12 protein-coding genes and 4 tRNA genes are annotated in these 17,178 nt (G+C 39.1%); all 16 read right to left on the bottom strand.

Annotation, left to right across the window (positions count from 1 at the left end):
* The gene (gene soxX, locus MS2017_RS02320; protein ID WP_071564690.1) at window positions 1–345 is read right to left on the bottom strand and encodes a sulfur oxidation c-type cytochrome SoxX; all 345 of its coding nucleotides are present in this window, start codon (window positions 343–345) and stop codon (window positions 1–3) included.
* Between the two features lie 124 nt (window positions 346–469).
* The gene (gene trpE / locus MS2017_RS02315) at window positions 470–1,930 is read right to left on the bottom strand and encodes an anthranilate synthase component I (protein ID WP_071564689.1); all 1,461 of its coding nucleotides are present in this window, start codon (window positions 1,928–1,930) and stop codon (window positions 470–472) included.
* A gap of 92 nt (window positions 1,931–2,022) precedes the next feature.
* Window positions 2,023–6,213, bottom strand: a complete 4,191-nt coding sequence (gene rpoC, locus MS2017_RS02310; RefSeq protein WP_122951123.1) for a DNA-directed RNA polymerase subunit beta' — start codon at window positions 6,211–6,213, stop codon at window positions 2,023–2,025.
* Between the two features lie 13 nt (window positions 6,214–6,226).
* Window positions 6,227–10,309, bottom strand: coding sequence for a DNA-directed RNA polymerase subunit beta (gene rpoB / locus MS2017_RS02305; RefSeq protein WP_071564687.1), 4,083 nt, complete (start codon window positions 10,307–10,309; stop codon window positions 6,227–6,229).
* Window positions 10,310–10,470: 161 nt separating this feature from the next.
* Entirely contained in the window at window positions 10,471–10,848 is a 378-nt protein-coding gene (gene rplL, locus MS2017_RS02300; protein ID WP_071564686.1) for a 50S ribosomal protein L7/L12, read from the bottom strand.
* Window positions 10,849–10,871: 23 nt separating this feature from the next.
* Window positions 10,872–11,393, bottom strand: a complete 522-nt coding sequence (rplJ, locus tag MS2017_RS02295) for a 50S ribosomal protein L10 (RefSeq protein WP_071564685.1) — start codon at window positions 11,391–11,393, stop codon at window positions 10,872–10,874.
* 281 nt (window positions 11,394–11,674) lie between these two features.
* On the bottom strand, window positions 11,675–12,370 hold the full coding sequence (gene rplA / locus MS2017_RS02290; protein WP_071564684.1) for a 50S ribosomal protein L1: 696 nt from the start codon (window positions 12,368–12,370) through the stop codon (window positions 11,675–11,677).
* Window position 12,371: 1 nt separating this feature from the next.
* Window positions 12,372–12,800 carry a 50S ribosomal protein L11 gene (gene rplK / locus MS2017_RS02285; protein ID WP_071564683.1) on the bottom strand — a complete coding sequence of 143 codons (429 nt, stop codon included), beginning with the start codon at window positions 12,798–12,800 and terminating at the stop codon, window positions 12,372–12,374.
* 81 nt (window positions 12,801–12,881) lie between these two features.
* Entirely contained in the window at window positions 12,882–13,415 is a 534-nt protein-coding gene (gene nusG, locus MS2017_RS02280; protein ID WP_071564682.1) for a transcription termination/antitermination protein NusG, read from the bottom strand.
* 13 nt (window positions 13,416–13,428) lie between these two features.
* Window positions 13,429–13,779, bottom strand: coding sequence for a preprotein translocase subunit SecE (gene secE / locus MS2017_RS02275; protein WP_241156948.1), 351 nt, complete (start codon window positions 13,777–13,779; stop codon window positions 13,429–13,431).
* A 40-nt stretch (window positions 13,780–13,819) separates the two neighbouring features.
* Window positions 13,820–13,895: transfer RNA gene (locus MS2017_RS02270), tRNA-Trp, on the bottom strand.
* A gap of 86 nt (window positions 13,896–13,981) precedes the next feature.
* Window positions 13,982–15,172 (bottom strand): elongation factor Tu, encoded by a 1,191-nt coding sequence (gene tuf / locus MS2017_RS02265; RefSeq protein WP_122951122.1) that lies wholly within the window; start codon window positions 15,170–15,172, stop codon window positions 13,982–13,984.
* Window positions 15,173–15,202: 30 nt separating this feature from the next.
* Window positions 15,203–15,278: transfer RNA gene (locus MS2017_RS02260), tRNA-Thr, on the bottom strand.
* A gap of 36 nt (window positions 15,279–15,314) precedes the next feature.
* Window positions 15,315–15,388: transfer RNA gene (locus MS2017_RS02255), tRNA-Gly, on the bottom strand.
* Window positions 15,389–15,410: 22 nt separating this feature from the next.
* A tRNA-Tyr gene (locus MS2017_RS02250) sits at window positions 15,411–15,495 on the bottom strand.
* Window positions 15,496–15,845: 350 nt separating this feature from the next.
* Complete coding sequence (locus tag MS2017_RS02245) at window positions 15,846–17,072, bottom strand: malic enzyme-like NAD(P)-binding protein (RefSeq protein WP_122951121.1); 1,227 nt, start codon at window positions 17,070–17,072, stop codon at window positions 15,846–15,848.
* Window positions 17,073–17,178: the final 106 nt, after the last annotated feature.

Below are 17,178 nucleotides of genomic sequence, written 5' to 3'. Positions count from 1 at the left end.
TTATAATGAATGAATGAAATCTGTAACTTTATCAATTTGATTTTCAGTTAACATTTTATGTTTGCCAAACGGAGGCATTAAAGATTTTGGGTTTCTAGCTGTTGCATCCCAAATCTGTGCTCTTAACACAGCCTTATCTGGGAATCTGGCTTTCATTGCCAACAGTGGCGGGCCAATATTACCCGGTTGTCCACCATCTGAAACTGAATGGCATGCCAAACAATTACCCAATTTACGGTCAAAAGCAAGCTCTTTACCTGTCATCTCTTTGGCGTTCGCCTCTAGTGGCATTATAAATAATGACGCTAAAGTTATAACCGCCGCAATAGAAATGCTTTTCTTCATAGTCTTCTCCTCTTTAATATAAAAATAGAACATTTAGTAGATTCAAATAAATCAACTAGGCGATAATAATACATAGAAAAAAAACAATTGCAACACTATCACTAAAGCATAATATTAGCGCACTCTAAACCTTTTCCGCTGCTTTTATTATTGCATTTGCCTTGTGTAAAGTTTCATTCCACTCAGATTGAGGGTCGGAATCATGGACAATACCTGCCCCTGCTTGCACATAAAGAGTTTCATTTTTAATAACTGCAGTGCGAATGGCAATTGCCATATCCATGCAACCATGCCAAGAAAGATGGCCAATGGCGCCTGAATAAATATTGCGCTTCACTGGTTCAACTTCATTAATAATTTCCATCGCTCGGACTTTTGGTGCGCCACTTAGTGTGCCTGCTGGAAAAGTTGCTTTTAATACATCAATCGCACTCATATTCTCTTGCAGTTTGCACTCTACATTGGATGCAATATGCATCACATGTGAATAACGCTCAATATACATTTTATCGGTTACTTTAACACTGCCTATTTTGGCAATACGCCCTAAATCATTACGCCCAAGGTCAATTAACATCAAGTGTTCGGCAATTTCTTTTGCATCTGCTAATAAATCTTTTTCTAAAGCCAAATCTTGCGCCTCATCTTTGCCACGAGGGCGAGTGCCTGCAAGTGGTCGTACGGTGGCACATCTATTGCTATCAACACGAGTTAGAATTTCAGGTGATGAGCCAACAATAGAAATGTCATCTAAATTAAGGTAATACATATATGGCGATGGATTAAGGCGGCGCAACTGGCGATAAAGTTCAATTGGTGGTGCGCTGAATTTGGTGCTTAAGCGTTGTGATGGCACAACTTGCATCACATCGCCAGCAACAATATATTCTTGTATTTTTTCAACAGCTACTTTGTATTTTTCTTCACCAAAACTAGAAACAAAATCTTGCCCATTGAGGTGATTTGATTGGTACGCTGACTGATTAAATGGCGCTTGGATTTTGGTTATTATTTCATCCAATCTGTCCTGTGCATCTTCGTATTTTTGCGTGTTTGGGTCAATATGAGTAATAACAAAAGCTTGGTTCAACACATTGTCAAACACCACCAAATCGTTTGATAACATCAACAAAATATCAGGCACTTTCATTTCATCTGGTTTGTTGATTTTGGCTAATTTTGGCTCAATATAGCGAATAATTTCATAACCAAAGTAACCAACCAATCCACCGTTAAAATCTGGCAATTCGTCTAATTGAGGGACTTTATAGCCTGCTAAATATTGCTCTATCCATACCAGAGGGTCCTTAACTTGACTTGATTCACGCAACTCACCATTCCATTCAATGCGAACATCGTAATCCGAGACTTTAACAACAGTCTGTGCATGCAAACCAATCATAGAGTAACGACCCCATTTTTTACCCCCTTCAACTGACTCAAAAAGATAAGAGTAAGGCGTGTTGGCTAATTTTAAATATAAATTTAAGGCAGTGTCTGTATCTGCATCAATGTCAAGGGTTCGATAAACAGGAATGTGATTATATCCATCCGCTATATATTTGTTAAAAGAGTCTTTATTCATGATTGTATTTTATACCACAGCCTTGCAATTTAGGCATAAAAAAACCGCACTAATTATTGGTGCGGTTTTTTCTTTTAAGCATATAAACGCAACTATTCTTTAGTAGATGTTTCCGTTGCCACTTCATTTAACTCAGCTGAAAGTGCCGCTTCTACTTCTGATGCTTGCATAATACTTTTTGCACGCTTAGAACGACGCTCTTGATGATGGACAAAACCTGTGCCTGCTGGAATTAAACGACCAACAATAACATTTTCTTTCAATCCTAGTAAATCATCAACACGGCCTGTGGTTGAGGCCTCAGTCAATACTCGCGTAGTTTCTTGGAACGATGCTGCAGAAATAAACGATTCTGTTGCCAATGATGCCTTGGTAATACCCATTAACAATCTTTGATAAATCACTGGGTCTTTACCCTGTGCAATCAATTGCTTATTAGTATCAATCACACGAGCATATTCAGCAGTTTCGCCATTCACAAATTTAGAATCACCAATATCAAGCACTTCTACTTTGCGCAACATTTGCTTAACAATGACTTCAATGTGCTTATCAGAGATGTTCACACCTTGTAAGCGGTAAACATTTTGTACCTCTTTAACCACATAGCTTGCCAATGCTTCCACGCCCAATAAACGCAAAATATCGTGCGGATTTGATGGTCCATCAGAAATCACATCACCTTTTTCAACGGTTTCACCGTCAAAAACATTAATTTGACGCCATTTGTGAATCATCATTTCTATCGCTTCACCTTCTTCAGAAGTGATAATCAAACGCTCTTTAGATTTTGTTGGATTGCCAAAACTCACAACACCTGTTGCTTCTGCAAGAATAGAGTGGTCTTTCGCTTTACGCGCTTCGAACAAATCAGCAACGCGTGGCAAACCACCCGTAATATCACTGGTTTTAGACTGATCTTTAGAGATTTTTGCCAGAACTTCACCTGCGGTAATCACTTGGCCGTCTTCTAAATTAATCTTAACTTCTGATGGTAAGTAGTGTGTTGACAACATAACTTCAGAGTCTTTTGTGTCAACCATTTTAATCATTGGCTTCAAGCCTTTTGCTGCCGATACCCTTTCACCCTCTTTAATCATTTCGAAGAAAGTTAATCCTGTTAATGGGTCTGTGTTTTTGTTAACCGTTACACCTTCAACAAAATCAACAAAAACAACACGACCTGCTTGCTCAGAAATAATCGGATGCGTGTGAGGATCCCAATCTGCAATCTTATCTTTTGCTTTAACTTTACCTCCATCTTGGACATGAGCAATCGCACCATAAGGAATCTTGTAACGCTCAACTTCTTGACCTTTTATATTACGAATAGTCACTTCAGAAGAGCGAGAAACAACCACCAAATCTCCACTTGCATTAGTAATGGATTTAAGGTTTTCAAAATGCACCACACCATCATTATTAATATTGATACTACTTACCGTCGCCGATGCAGAAGCAGCGCCACCAATGTGGAAAGTACGCATTGTTAACTGTGTGCCAGGTTCGCCAATTGATTGTGCTGCAATAACACCAACTGCTTCACCAACGCCAATCTTATGACCACGCGCCATATCATTACCATAACAAGAAGCACATACGCCATAACGCGCCTCACAAGTAATAGTAGAGCGTGCTGTGATAGATTCCACACCCACCTCATTAATCCTATCTGAGTCTTCTAATGTGACCAAATGACCTTTAGGTAACAATATTTCTGTCGAATCTGGCACCATGACATCTTCAACCATAACACGACCCAAAACTGCGGCGCCTAATGTTTGTACAATGTTGCCACCTTCAATAGTTGCCTTCATTATCAAACCATTTTCTGTGCCACAATCTTCTTTATTAACAACCAAGTCTTGTGCAACATCAACCAAACGACGCGTCAAATAACCTGAGTTTGCTGTTTTTAATGCTGTGTCTGCTAGACCTTTACGAGCACCGTGTGTTGAAATAAAGTATTGCATATTATTCAAACCTTCACGAAAGTTTGAGGTAATTGGGGTTTCAATAATTGAACCATCTGGTTTTGCCATCAAACCACGCATACCTGCTAACTGACGCATCTGTGCAGGTGAACCACGAGCACCAGAATCAGCCATCATATAAACGGAGTTAAAAGAAGGAAGTTTTTCAGTTTCGCCTTTGGCATTAACAAAGTCATCAAAGCCAATTTCGTCCATCATTGCCTTAGCAACGGTTTCAGAAGTTCTTGACCAAATATCAATCACCTTATTATAACGCTCACCATCTGTTACCACACCTTGTGAATATTGTTTTTGCACTTCTTTGACTTGCGCTTGCGCTTCGTCAACCATAGAGGCCTTGCTATCTGGAATTGTCATATCATTTGAACAAAATGAAATGCCTGACTTGGTTGAATATTGGAAACCCATATACATCATTTGGTCCGCAAAAATAACGGTGTCTTTTAATTCTTGCGTTTGGTAACAAACATGAATTAAGTTAGAAACCACTTTCTTACTAATGGCCTTGTTAATTAAATCAAATGACAATCCTTTTGGCAAAATTCTTGAGAAAATTGCACGACCTACTGTTGTCTCAACAATACGCGTAGCGCTAGGCTGATATTTATTGTCAACTTTCTTGTAATCTTGAATACGCAATTTAACCTTCGCATGCAAAGTAGCTGCACCTGACTCATACGCATTAAGTGCTTCAGTTGCACTGGCAAAAATCATATTTTCACCTTTTTGATTGATCATATCACGCGTCATATAGTAAAGGCCCAAAATAACATCCTGTGAAGGCACAATAATCGGCTCACCACTTGCAAGGTGTAATACATTGTTAGATGCTAGCATCAAGGTTCTTGCTTCAAGTTGCGCTTCTTCAGATAACGGCACATGTACTGCCATTTGGTCACCATCAAAGTCAGCATTAAATGCACCACAAACAAGTGGATGTAATTGAATCGCCTTGCCTTCAATTAATAACGGCTCAAATGCTTGAATACCTAAACGGTGTAAAGTTGGTGCACGGTTTAACATCACGGGATGCTGGTGTACCACTTTTTCTAAAATGTCCCAAACTTCAGGCACTTCTGATTCAACCATTTTTTTCGCTGCTTTAATCGTTGAAGCCAAACTTTGTGAAATCAAACGGTTGTAAACGAATGGCTTGAATAATTCCAATGCCATTTTCTTTGGCAATCCGCACTGGTGTAATTTAAGATAAGGACCACAAACAATGACTGAACGACCTGAATAGTCAACTCGTTTACCCAATAAGTTTTGACGGAAACGACCTTGTTTACCCTTAATCATATCGGCAATTGATTTAAGTGGACGACGGTTATTGCCCATTACTGCACGGCCACGACGACCATTGTCAATCAATGAATCAACTGCTTCTTGCAACATTCTTTTTTCGTTACGAACAATAATTTCAGGTGCGTCTAATTCTAATAAACGCGCTAAACGATTGTTACGATTAATTACACGACGATACAAATCATTCAAATCAGAAGTTGCAAAACGACCACCATCTAACGACACCAATGGACGCAAATCAGGTGGGAGAATTGGCAACACATTAAGCACCATCCATTCAGGCTTATTGCCTGATTGAATCAAAGAATCAATCAATTTTAAACGCTTGTTATACTTTTTAAGCTTGGTTTGACTTTTGGTGTTTAAACTGTCTTCACGCAAATTTGCCGCTTCTTTTTCAAGTTGCATTTCCTTCAAAACATCTTGGATTGCTTCTGCACCCATTTTTGCTTCAAATTCATCATCGCCAAATTCATCTAAGGCATCATAATACATCTCTTCTGTCAACAACTGCTTGTGTATCATCGGTGTTGAACCTGGATCAGTAACCAAAAAGGCTTCAAAATACAAAACACGCTCAATATCTTTTAGCGTCATATCCATCAACAATCCAAGACGCGATGGCAATGATTTTAAATACCAAATATGTGCAACAGGTGCCGCTAAATCAATATGACCCATACGCTCTCTACGCACTTTAGACAAAGTAACTTCAACGCCACATTTTTCACACACAACATTGCGAAATTTCATACGCTTGTATTTACCACACAAACACTCAAAATCCTTCATTGGTCCGAAAATCTTAGAACAGAATAAACCTTCACGCTCAGGCTTAAAAGTTCTGTAGTTAATGGTTTCAGGTTTTTTTACCTCACCATACGACCAAGAACGAATTTTTTCAGGGGAGGCTAAACCAACTCTAATTGCGTCAAAATCTTGTTCTTTATTCTGACTTTTTAAAATATTTAATAAATCTTGCATATTACTCTCCTAATTAGTGTTGCTCAAGTTCAACATCAATACCTAATGAACGAATCTCTTTAACCAGTACATTAAAGGATTCTGGCATTACTGATTCTGTCAAATTGACCCCGTCAACAATACTCTTATACATCTTCGCGCGCCCGGCAACATCATCCGATTTAACCGTTAACATCTCACGCAATGTGTGTGCTGCACCGTAAGCTTCTAATGCCCAAACTTCCATTTCACCGAAACGCTGGCCACCAAACTGTGCTTTACCACTAAGCGGTTGTTGCGTAACGAGTGAATAAGGACCTGTTGAACGAGCATGCATCTTATCATCAACCAAGTGATTGAGTTTCAACATATGCATATAACCAACCGTAACTGGACGGTCAAACGGCTCACCCGTTCGACCATCATATAACTGCTCTTGACCAGATTCTGGTAAGTCGGCTAACCTTAATAATGACTTAATGTCTTCTTCTTTAATACCATCAAATACTGGCGTTGCCATTGGCACACCCTCACGAAGGTTGTTTGCCAATTCAATGATTTCTTCATCGCTAAACGACTCTAAATTTTCTTGCTTACCATGAGAATTGTAAACTTTATCTAAGAATGCTCTGATTTCTTTCACCATTTCAGTACGCTTTTCATCAAGCATAGCGGCAATTTTATAACCCAAACCTTTTGCTGCATAACCCAAATGAACTTCCAGTACCTGTCCGACATTCATTCGAGAAGGCACACCCAGTGGATTAAGCACCACATCAACGGTAGAGCCATCTGCCAAGTAAGGCATATCTTCTATTGGAGATATGCGTGAAATAACACCTTTGTTACCATGGCGGCCTGCCATCTTGTCACCAACTTGTAAAGTTTTACGCGTTGCCACATACACTTTAACCATCTTCATAACACCCGGTGGTAATTCTGCACCTTCAACAATCTTAGCACGCTCATTTTCAAAGAATTTATCAAATTCAACCTGCTTGATTTTCGCCTGTTTAACCAAAGATGCTACTTCTTTGTTGACGGCCGCATCTTTTACCTTGAGTTTGCCAAAGACTTCATTTTCTAAAGACTTCATATTCTTAGAATTTAACTTCTCGCCTGCTTTAAGACCAGCAACGGCTTTTGTTAACTCGTTACCTGAAAGTTTCAGGCGGATACGACGGAAAATATCACCATCAATAATGCCAAATTCATCGTCAATATCTTTTCTGATTTTTGCCAAGCGACCTTCATCAATACTTAACGCTCTTGCATCTTTTTCAACACGGTCACGAGTAAAAACTTGCACATCTATAACCACACCAGATTTTGATGCACCAATACGCAATGAAGAGTCCTTAACACTATTGGCTTTTTCACCAAAAATAGCCCGCAATAATTTTTCTTCTGGAGACAGGACGGTTTCGCTCTTAGGGGTTACTTTACCGACTAAAATATCACCCCCTTTAACACGAGCACCAACATAAACAATGCCAACTTCATCAAGTTTTGCTAGAGCAGATTCACTCACATTAGGAATATCAGCAGTAATTTCTTCTGAACCTAAAGTGGTATCACGCGCATAAGCAGTCAATTCTTCAATGTGAATCGTCGTGTAGCGATCTTCTTGTATCACCCGCTCAGAGATTAAAATTGAATCCTCAAAGTTATAACCATTCCATGGCATAAAAGCAATCTTCATATTTTGACCCAGTGCTAATTCACCAAGGTCTGTTGAAGGTCCATCTGCCAATACATCACCTGCAATGATTTTATCGCCAGTTTTAACCAAAGGCTTTTGGTTGATACAAGTATTTTGATTAGAGCGAGAATACTTAGTTAAATTGTAAATATCAACACCTAACTCACCCGCTTTAGCCTGCTTGGAATCAACACGAATAACGATACGAGAAGCATCAACTGCCTCAACCACACCACTGTGCTTTGCTGTTACACAAACACGAGAATCGGTTGCTACTACACGCTCAATACCTGTACCTACCAATGGCTTTTCAGCACGCAATGTTGGCACTGCTTGGCGTTGCATATTTGAACCCATTAATGCACGGTTCGCATCATCATGTTCTAAAAACGGAATAAGCGATGCTGCCACTGATGAAATTTGCTTGGAATCAATGTCAATTAAGGTTACATCTTCAGAGTTTACCAAGACAAATTCATTTTTATGACGACAAGAAATCAAGTCATCCATTAACTTGCCTTTTGTATCAACATTAGCATTGGCCTGTGCAATGGTGTGTGTGATTTCATCAATCGCAGACACATAAATAACTTCACTGGTTACTTTGCCTTTTTTCACCACTTGATATGGCGTCTCTAAAAAACCATAATTATTAGTTTTGGCATAAACTGCTAAAGTGTTAATCAAACCAATATTAGGGCCCTCTGGTGTTTCAATTGGGCATAAACGACCATAATGCGATGGATGTACATCACGCACTTCAAAGCCAGCACGCTCACGCGTCAAGCCACCTGGACCTAATGCTGAGATGCGACGCTTATGAGTTACACCTGACAATGGATTCACTTGATCCATAAACTGAGACAACTGTGAAGAGCCGAAGAATTCTTTAACCGCAGCTGATACTGGATTAGAGTTAATTAAGTCTTGTGGGGTTAATTCATCTGTTTCAGCCAAGTTCAAACCTTCTTTAACTGCTTTTTCAACACGCACCAAACCAATTCTAAATTGATTTTCAATCATTTCACCGATAGCTCTAACGCGTCTGTTAGCAAGTGTATCAACATCATCAACTGAATCCTTACCGTCTTTAATGTCAATTAACATTTTAATAACATTCAAAATGTCATCATTTGTCAATACATGTTCGCCCGTTTCAGACTCAATGCCAAGACGACGATTGAGTTTCATGCGACCAACTCTAGAAAGATCGTAGCGGTCATTTTTGAAAAACAAATTGTTAAACAATAAGTTAACCGCATCTTCTGTTGCTGGCTCACCTGGACGCATCACATGGTAAATAGACATGCGTGCTTCGATTTCAGTTTGCACTTCATCTAAACGCAATGTGTTAGAAATATAAGCACCTGTTTGCGACTCGTTAATATAAAGAATTTCAAATTTCTTAACTTTATTGGTTACCAACAATTCCAAAACTTCTTCAGAAATAACAGTATTGGCAGCGCATAAAATTTCACCCGTTTCTTTATCAACTAAATCTTGAGAGATAACTTTATCTAGCAAATATTCAAGCGGGGTTGTCATTGATTCGATACCTGCTTTTTCTAAAATATTTGTATGCTTAGTGGTAACGCGACGACCCTTTTCAACCACCACATCTTTGCCAGACATAATATCAAATTCAGCAATTGATCCGCGTAATTTAGCTGGAGATAAGTCCACATCGCAAGATTTTGCCTTAAGCTTGACATTGATTTTTCCGAAGAAAGTATCAAGAATACCAATTGAATCAAGACCCATTGCCCGCAACAAAGTGGTTGCAGGTAATTTACGCCTACGGTCAATTCGCACATACAAATGTTCGTGATGATCAAATTCAAAGTCTAACCATGAGCCACGATAAGGAATAATACGAGATGAGAATAAAATTTCACCTGAAGAGTGTGTTTTACCTTTATCATGTTCAAAAATCACACCTGGAGAGCGGTGTAATTGAGACACCACAACACGCTCAGTACCATTAATAACAAAGGTACCTGTGTCTGTCATTAATGGCAGTTGACCAAGATAAACATCTTCCTCAATAACTTGCTTAATGCGACGCTTCTTTTTTAGAATTGAACCATTTTTGTCAAATAAAACTAAGTTTAATTTAACTCGCAATATTGAGGCAAAAGTTACACCACGCAACTTACATTCTTCAACATTAAATTTTGGCTCTTGCAATGCATAATCAACATATTCAATTTCTGCGTAACCATTGTTCGCAGTAATTGGAAATACGGATTGAAAAACCGCATGTAAACCAACATCTGTTTTAGCTTCTTTTCCAGCTTGAATAAAACCATTGAATGATTCAATCTGGATAGCCAGTAAATCTGGTTCCTTTAAAATCGATTCCCTTGAACCAAAATTATTTCTAATTCGCTTTTTTTCAGTAAATGAATAAGCCATAGTACCTCGCATTATTTGATCTTACAATTAACATTTCTTTCTTAAAAGACAATATATAACTAAAGTCTTTTAAATAATAGGGTCAGCCTATAAAAAATCATAGGCTGATAAAACACCAAAATCCCCTTGCGGGTGTTTTAGTATTTTTTTTGTAGAACTAATTACTTAAGCTCTACGCTAGCGCCAGCTTCTTCAAGTTGCTTCTTAATGTCTTCAGATTCAGCTTTAGATGCGCCTTCTTTAACTGCAGCAGGTGCTGATTCAACCATATCTTTAGCCTCTTTAAGACCAAGACCAGTAATAGAGCGAACCGCTTTAATAACAGCAACTTTCTTTTCACCAAAACTTGTCAACATTACATCAAACTCGTCTTTTTCTTCTACTGCTGCACCAGCGTCTGCTGCTACTGCTACTGGTGCTGCTGCTGCCGCTGCTGATACACCAAATTTTTCTTCCATTGCTGAAACCAATTCAACAACATCCATTACTGACATGTCAGCAACTGCATTTAAAATATCTTCATTGGTTAATTTAGCCATGATATTTTTCTCCTTTTTTATTATTATTGTTTTTGTTGTGCTATTGCTGAAACCACTCGAGTTATTTGACTAGGGACATCATTTAAACCCCTTGCTAACTTCTCAACTGGTGCCAACATTAACGCCATAACTATACTAATCGCTTGATCTTTAGTTGGCAAATCTGCAATTCGCTTAAGTTCATTTGCTTCCACAAAATCACCTGAAACGCCCAGACCTTTAACCACCAAATCTTCATTTTCTTTAACGAAATCATTAAATACGCGTGCTACTGCACCGGGGTCTTCTTGTGAAAAACCAAGAATTACCGGCCCACTAAGCACAGGCATCACACATTCACATGTGGTATCCTCTAACGCTCTTTTTGCCAATGAATTCTTTACAACGCGTAAAGAAACACTGGCATCCATTGCACTAGCGCGAAGGTTGGTCATTTGCGCAACTGTTAATCCGCGATATTCAGCTACGCCAACAGCAATACTACTCTTAGCGAGTGCATTTACTTGTTTGACAACAACTTTTTTTGCTTCAAGATTTAGAGCCATTTTGTCTCTCTCCTAAACAGTCTACTAAGTTTAAAGACAAAAAATATAAATTTACACTCATATCCTCTCTCTACCTAAACTCAGTTTTAAAAAAAGAAAGTTATATTTAATATAACTTCCACCCTAGAGTATTTGTTAGAACATCCTAACACCACCCTCTACATAGGCCAACTGTATTACCAGTCAATTAAACAAACACACCAGGAGGAGTGCTTGAACCTATGGTCTTTGAGGTCGTAGAATAATCTAAGACCTAAAAGAATTCTTTTTTTTGGTTAAACTTAAACCTCAACCGATGTGATATCAACTCCAATACCTGGACCCATTGTTGATGACACATTTAATCTTTTAAAATAAATACCTTTGGCTGAACTAGGCTTGGCTTTTTTCAATGCTTCCATCAAAGCAACAATATTTTCAGCCAATGCTTCTGGTGTAAATGATGCTTTACCAATGCCTGCATGAATAATACCTGCTTTGTCAGTACGGTAACGCACTTGACCTGCTTTGGCATTGTTCACCGCAGTTGCAACATCGGGGGTTACTGTGCCAACTTTAGGATTGGGCATCAAACCTCTAGGGCCCAATACTTGTCCTAAGCGACCAACAACACCCATTGCATCTGGCGAGGCAATAACCACATCGTAATTTAGATCGCCGTCTTGCATGGTTTTCATTAAATCTTCCATACCAACCACATCCGCACCTGCGGCTTTTGCTTTCTCCACATTGTCACCTTGGGTAAACACGGCAACGCGCACTGATTTTCCAGTACCGTTTGGTAAGACCACTGCACCACGCACATTTTGGTCAGATTTATTAGCATCAACACCAAGGTTGACACTAACATCAATAGATTCGTCAAACTTTGCAGTTGAACATTCCTTTAATAAGGTAAGCGCTTCAATGATTGCATAACGCTTTTCTGCTTCAATTTTTGTTGCAAATTGTTTTTGTTTTTTTGTTAACTTGGCCATCTTAACCCTCCACTTCAATACCCATCGAACGGGCGGTACCAGCGATAATACTTACTGCTGCATCTATATCATTGGCATTCAAATCTTTCATTTTAATCGTGGCAACTTCTTCTAATTGCGCACGAGTAATTTTGCCCACTTTATCAAGGTGTGGTACGCCACTGCCTTTTTTGATGCCTGTAACTTTTAAAATTAACAATGCTGCTGGCGGTGTTTTGGTAATAAATGTGAAACTACGGTCACTATAAACCGTAATAACCACTGGCACTTTCATACCTTTGTCAATATCTTGTGTTGAAGCGTTAAACGCCTTACAAAAATCCATAATATTCACACCATGTTGACCCAATGCTGGACCTACTGGTGGTGAAGGATTTGCTTCTTGTGCTGGAATCTGCAGCTTAATATATGATTCAATTTTTTTAGCCATTTTTTTTATCTCCTTATGGGTGCAAACGCTCTATCTAAGATTAAGCTCCCCTGTTAAATCAACCCGAAGGTTTCACTTTTTTTAAGTCTTCGCTACCTGCGAAAACTCTAACTCTACCGGGGTAGTGCGTCCAAAAATCAACACCTCTACTTTTAGTAAATTCTTTTCGTAATCAACTGAATCAATCGTGCCATTGAATTCATTAAAAGGACCGTCAATAACCAAAATTTCTTCACCCGGTTGATAAGCAACCTTAGGTTTAGGCTTGTCTGCACCTTCCTGAACGCGTGCCATAATCTTATCAACTTCACGCTGAGTAATTGGCGATGGCTTACCTGAAGATCCTCCAATAAAACCAATCACATTCGTGGTGTTTTTTACTGCTAACCAACTTTGCTCAGTCAGTTCCATGTGAATCAACATATAACCTGGAAAAAACTTACGCTCTGCGGTTTTCTTCTGGCCATCTTTAAGCTCTACCACTTGCTCAGTCGGAATCATAACATCACTCAGTAAGTCTGTTAAATTCTCTCTCTCAATTGACTCTTCAATTGCAACTTTTACTTTTGCTTCATAGCCACTTCTTGCATGGAGTACATACCATCTCTTAGACATTTTATAATCCCTTTTAATTTGTTAATAACTGAACAGCCCAAGTAAAAAACGCATCAACAATCCATAAGAAAATAGCGACAATAACCACTGCCACCATAATCATACCAGTCGTTTTAAGCGTTTCATCTTTTGTCGGCCAAACAACTTTTCGCAATTCGATCTTCGTTTCTTTCGAAAATACTGTTAGACGAATGCCCTGCGGTGATTTTAAAAAAACAAACCCTGCTACTACTAAACCCGCTAACAAAACCAACACCTTGTAAAGCGTTGTATTTAATGCCAGTGGATCTAAATAGAAAAACACAAGCGAGCCTATAACAATAAGAATTGATATTATCGATCCTATTGATGACTCTGTTTTCACTTGATTCTCTGTATTCTTACTCACATTACATCCTTTAATATGGCAGGCAAGGAGGGACTCGAACCCCCAACCAACGGTTTTGGAGACCGTAACTCTACCAATTGAGCCACTTGCCTAAATTAAGAATGCCTATACCAGTCAAACGACCGCTAAAGGCATTCTTTTATAAGACTCAAAAAAAATATTTGAGTCAATTTTCTCTCTAATCTGTCACCTTAGCAACAACACCTGCACCAACGGTACGCCCGCCTTCTCTGATGGCAAATCTTAAGCCTTCTTCCATAGCGATTGGTGATAATAACTCTACTTCCATCTTCACATTGTCACCCGGCATAACCATTTCTACATCTTTTGGTAATTGGCAAGCGCCAGTAACATCAGTTGTTCTGAAATAAAATTGTGGACGGTAGTTATTGAAGAATGGTGTGTGTCGTCCGCCTTCATCTTTGCTTAAAATATAAACTTCTGCTTCAAACTTTGAATGCGGCTTGATTGAACCTGGCTTGGCCAATACTTGACCACGCTCTACATCTTCGCGTTTAGTACCACGAAGTAGAACGCCAACATTATCACCTGCTTCACCAGAATCTAGTAATTTACGGAACATCTCAACACCTGTACAAGTTGTTGTTTGTGTGTCTCTAATACCAACGATTTCAATTTCATCATTAACATTAACAATACCTGCTTCAATACGACCTGTAACCACGGTACCACGACCAGAGATTGAGAATACATCCTCAATTGGCATAATAAATGGTTTGTCTGTATCACGCTTAGGTGTTGGAATGTATGAATCTAATGCTTCAACCAATTTAACGATAGAAGGAACGCCAATGTCTGAAGTGTCGCCTTCTAATGCTTTTAGTGCAGAGCCAAAAATAACGGGGGTGTCATCACCTGGGAAATCATATTCGGTCAACAGTTCACGAATTTCCATTTCTACCAATTCTACCAATTCTTCGTCATCAACCATATCGGCTTTGTTCATATAAACAAGAATATACGGAACACCTACTTGCTTAGACAAAAGGATATGCTCACGAGTTTGTGCCATAGGGCCGTCTGTTGCTGCAATAACGATAATAGCACCATCCATTTGGGCGGCACCGGTAATCATATTCTTGACATAGTCGGCGTGTCCGGGGCAGTCAACATGGGCATAATGACGAGCTTCTGATTCATATTCTACATGCGCTGTTGAAATGGTAATACCACGCTCTCTTTCTTCAGGGGCATTATCAATATCTGCATAGTCGTTAAATTCACCGCCATTGATTTCTGCCATAACTTTAGTGATGGCTGCTGTTAGGGTGGTTTTACCATGGTCAACATGACCAATAGTGCCTACATTAACATGGGGTTTGGTTCTTTCGAATTTTTCTTTTGACATTTTATATTCCTCTTATTATTACAATTAATTTGGAGCTCACCAGCGGATTTGAACCGCCGACCTCTTCCTTACCAAGGAAGTGCTCTACCGACTGAGCTAGGTGAGCGCAACCTCTTTTTTCTTTTTCTTACTCTTCTCTACCTGGAGCGGGTAGCGAGAGTCGAACTCGCCTCATTGGCTTGGAAGGCCAAGGTAATACCAATATACGATACCCGCAAATCTTTTAAATTTTGCTTTTTGGTGGAGGGGGAAGGATTCGAACCTTCGAAGGCGGAGCCGACAGATTTACAGTCTGTTCCCTTTGGCCACTCGGGAACCCCTCCCCAAAAAGCAATCAGGTATTATCCCATAACTTATTGCGTTTCACAAGGTTTTTTTTAAATAAAATGAAAGGTATTCTTAAAAACCTTAATGTGCTTTGATAAAATACGGAAAATAGTATATTTTTAACCAAAAAAATCGTCAAAACCAGCAAAAAGAAACTTATGAGACCTTTGCATAAATATGGGTGATTAGCAAAATTCAATTTTTGCCCACTTGGTGATTTTCTTAAACCTTATCCTAGCAGGACTAAGGCTGGGTTTAAAAAATTGCCAAGTGGGTAAAAAGTAGATTCTTGATGATTATTTATATTTATACAAAGATCTCCTTATGTAAGCTTGCCTAAAGTTAATTAGGGCATTATATTTGCAACACCACTTGAGATAGCAGCATCAAATACTGCTTTTGGCACCACATCAATCAATCTTTTGTCAAACGGTTTGGGTATGATATATTCTTTACCAAAACTCATGGTATCAGCATTATAAGCTTGGAGAACTTCGGCTGGCACTTCAAGTTTTGCCAAATCTTTGAGCGCATGCACGGCAGCAATTTTCATTTCAATATTAATTTCTTTGGCTTTAGCGTCTAAAGCGCCTCTGAAAATAAAGGGGAACCCTAAAACATTATTCACCTGATTAGGGTAGTCACTACGCCCTGTTGCCATAATTAAATCATCACGCACTGAGTGGGCATCTGTGGGTGAAATTTCTGGGTCTGGATTTGACAAAGCAAACACAATTGGTTTGTCTGCCATTGATTTAACCATGGCTTTAGAAACCAAGTTAGCCGCCGCAACTCCTAGAAAAATGTCCGCATCTTTCATGGCATCTGCCAAAGTTTTTTTGTCGCTTTGCGTGGCATATTGTAATTTCACTTCGCTTAAATTAGGCCTATGTGTGGCAACCACACCTTTGCTGTCTACCAATAAAACATTATTTTTGTTTAAACCCAACTCGCACAGTAAATTTAGTGTGGCAATACCCGCTGACCCTGCTCCTAAACACACCAACTTTGCGCTAGCAATGTCTTTACCTTGAATCTCAAGTGCATTCAATAAGCCTGCTGCAACAATAATAGCGGTGCCGTGTTGATCATCATGGAAAACGGGAATATCTAACGCTGCAATCAAACGCCGTTCAATTTCAAAACAACGGGGGGCAGAAATATCCTCTAAATTAATACCGCCAAAAGTAGGGGCAATATTTTTCACTGTTTGCACAAATTCCTCAACATCTTGGGTGTCAACTTCAATGTCAAATACATCAATATCAGCAAATTTTTTAAACAAAACTGCTTTGCCCTCCATCACTGGTTTTGACGCTAAAGGCCCAACATTACCCAATCCCAATACTGCTGAACCATCACTAATCACTGCCACTAAATTGGCTTTTGCAGTGTATAAATCTACCTTACTGGCATCTTTTGCAATCTCTCTAACAGGTGCTGCCACACCCGGTGTATAAGCCAGCGATAAATCTTCACGAGTTTCCAAAGGTTTGTGTGAAGAAACAGTCAACTTTCCTGGTCGATTGCCTTGGTGATAGTCAAGTGCTGCTTGGTGTAATTCTGAACTCATAAGGGTTTATTAAATTGATAAAAAACACGGGTAATTATACTTATTTAAAAAGTTTGCGTAACCCAGTGTTTCTTCAATTTAAAGAAAGCCTATTTACATTCATAAT

This window comes from Bathymodiolus thermophilus thioautotrophic gill symbiont (genome assembly GCF_003711265.1).
GTDB lineage: Bacteria > Pseudomonadota > Gammaproteobacteria > PS1 > Pseudothioglobaceae > Thiodubiliella.
This window is presented reverse-complemented; position numbering and strand designations above follow the sequence as displayed.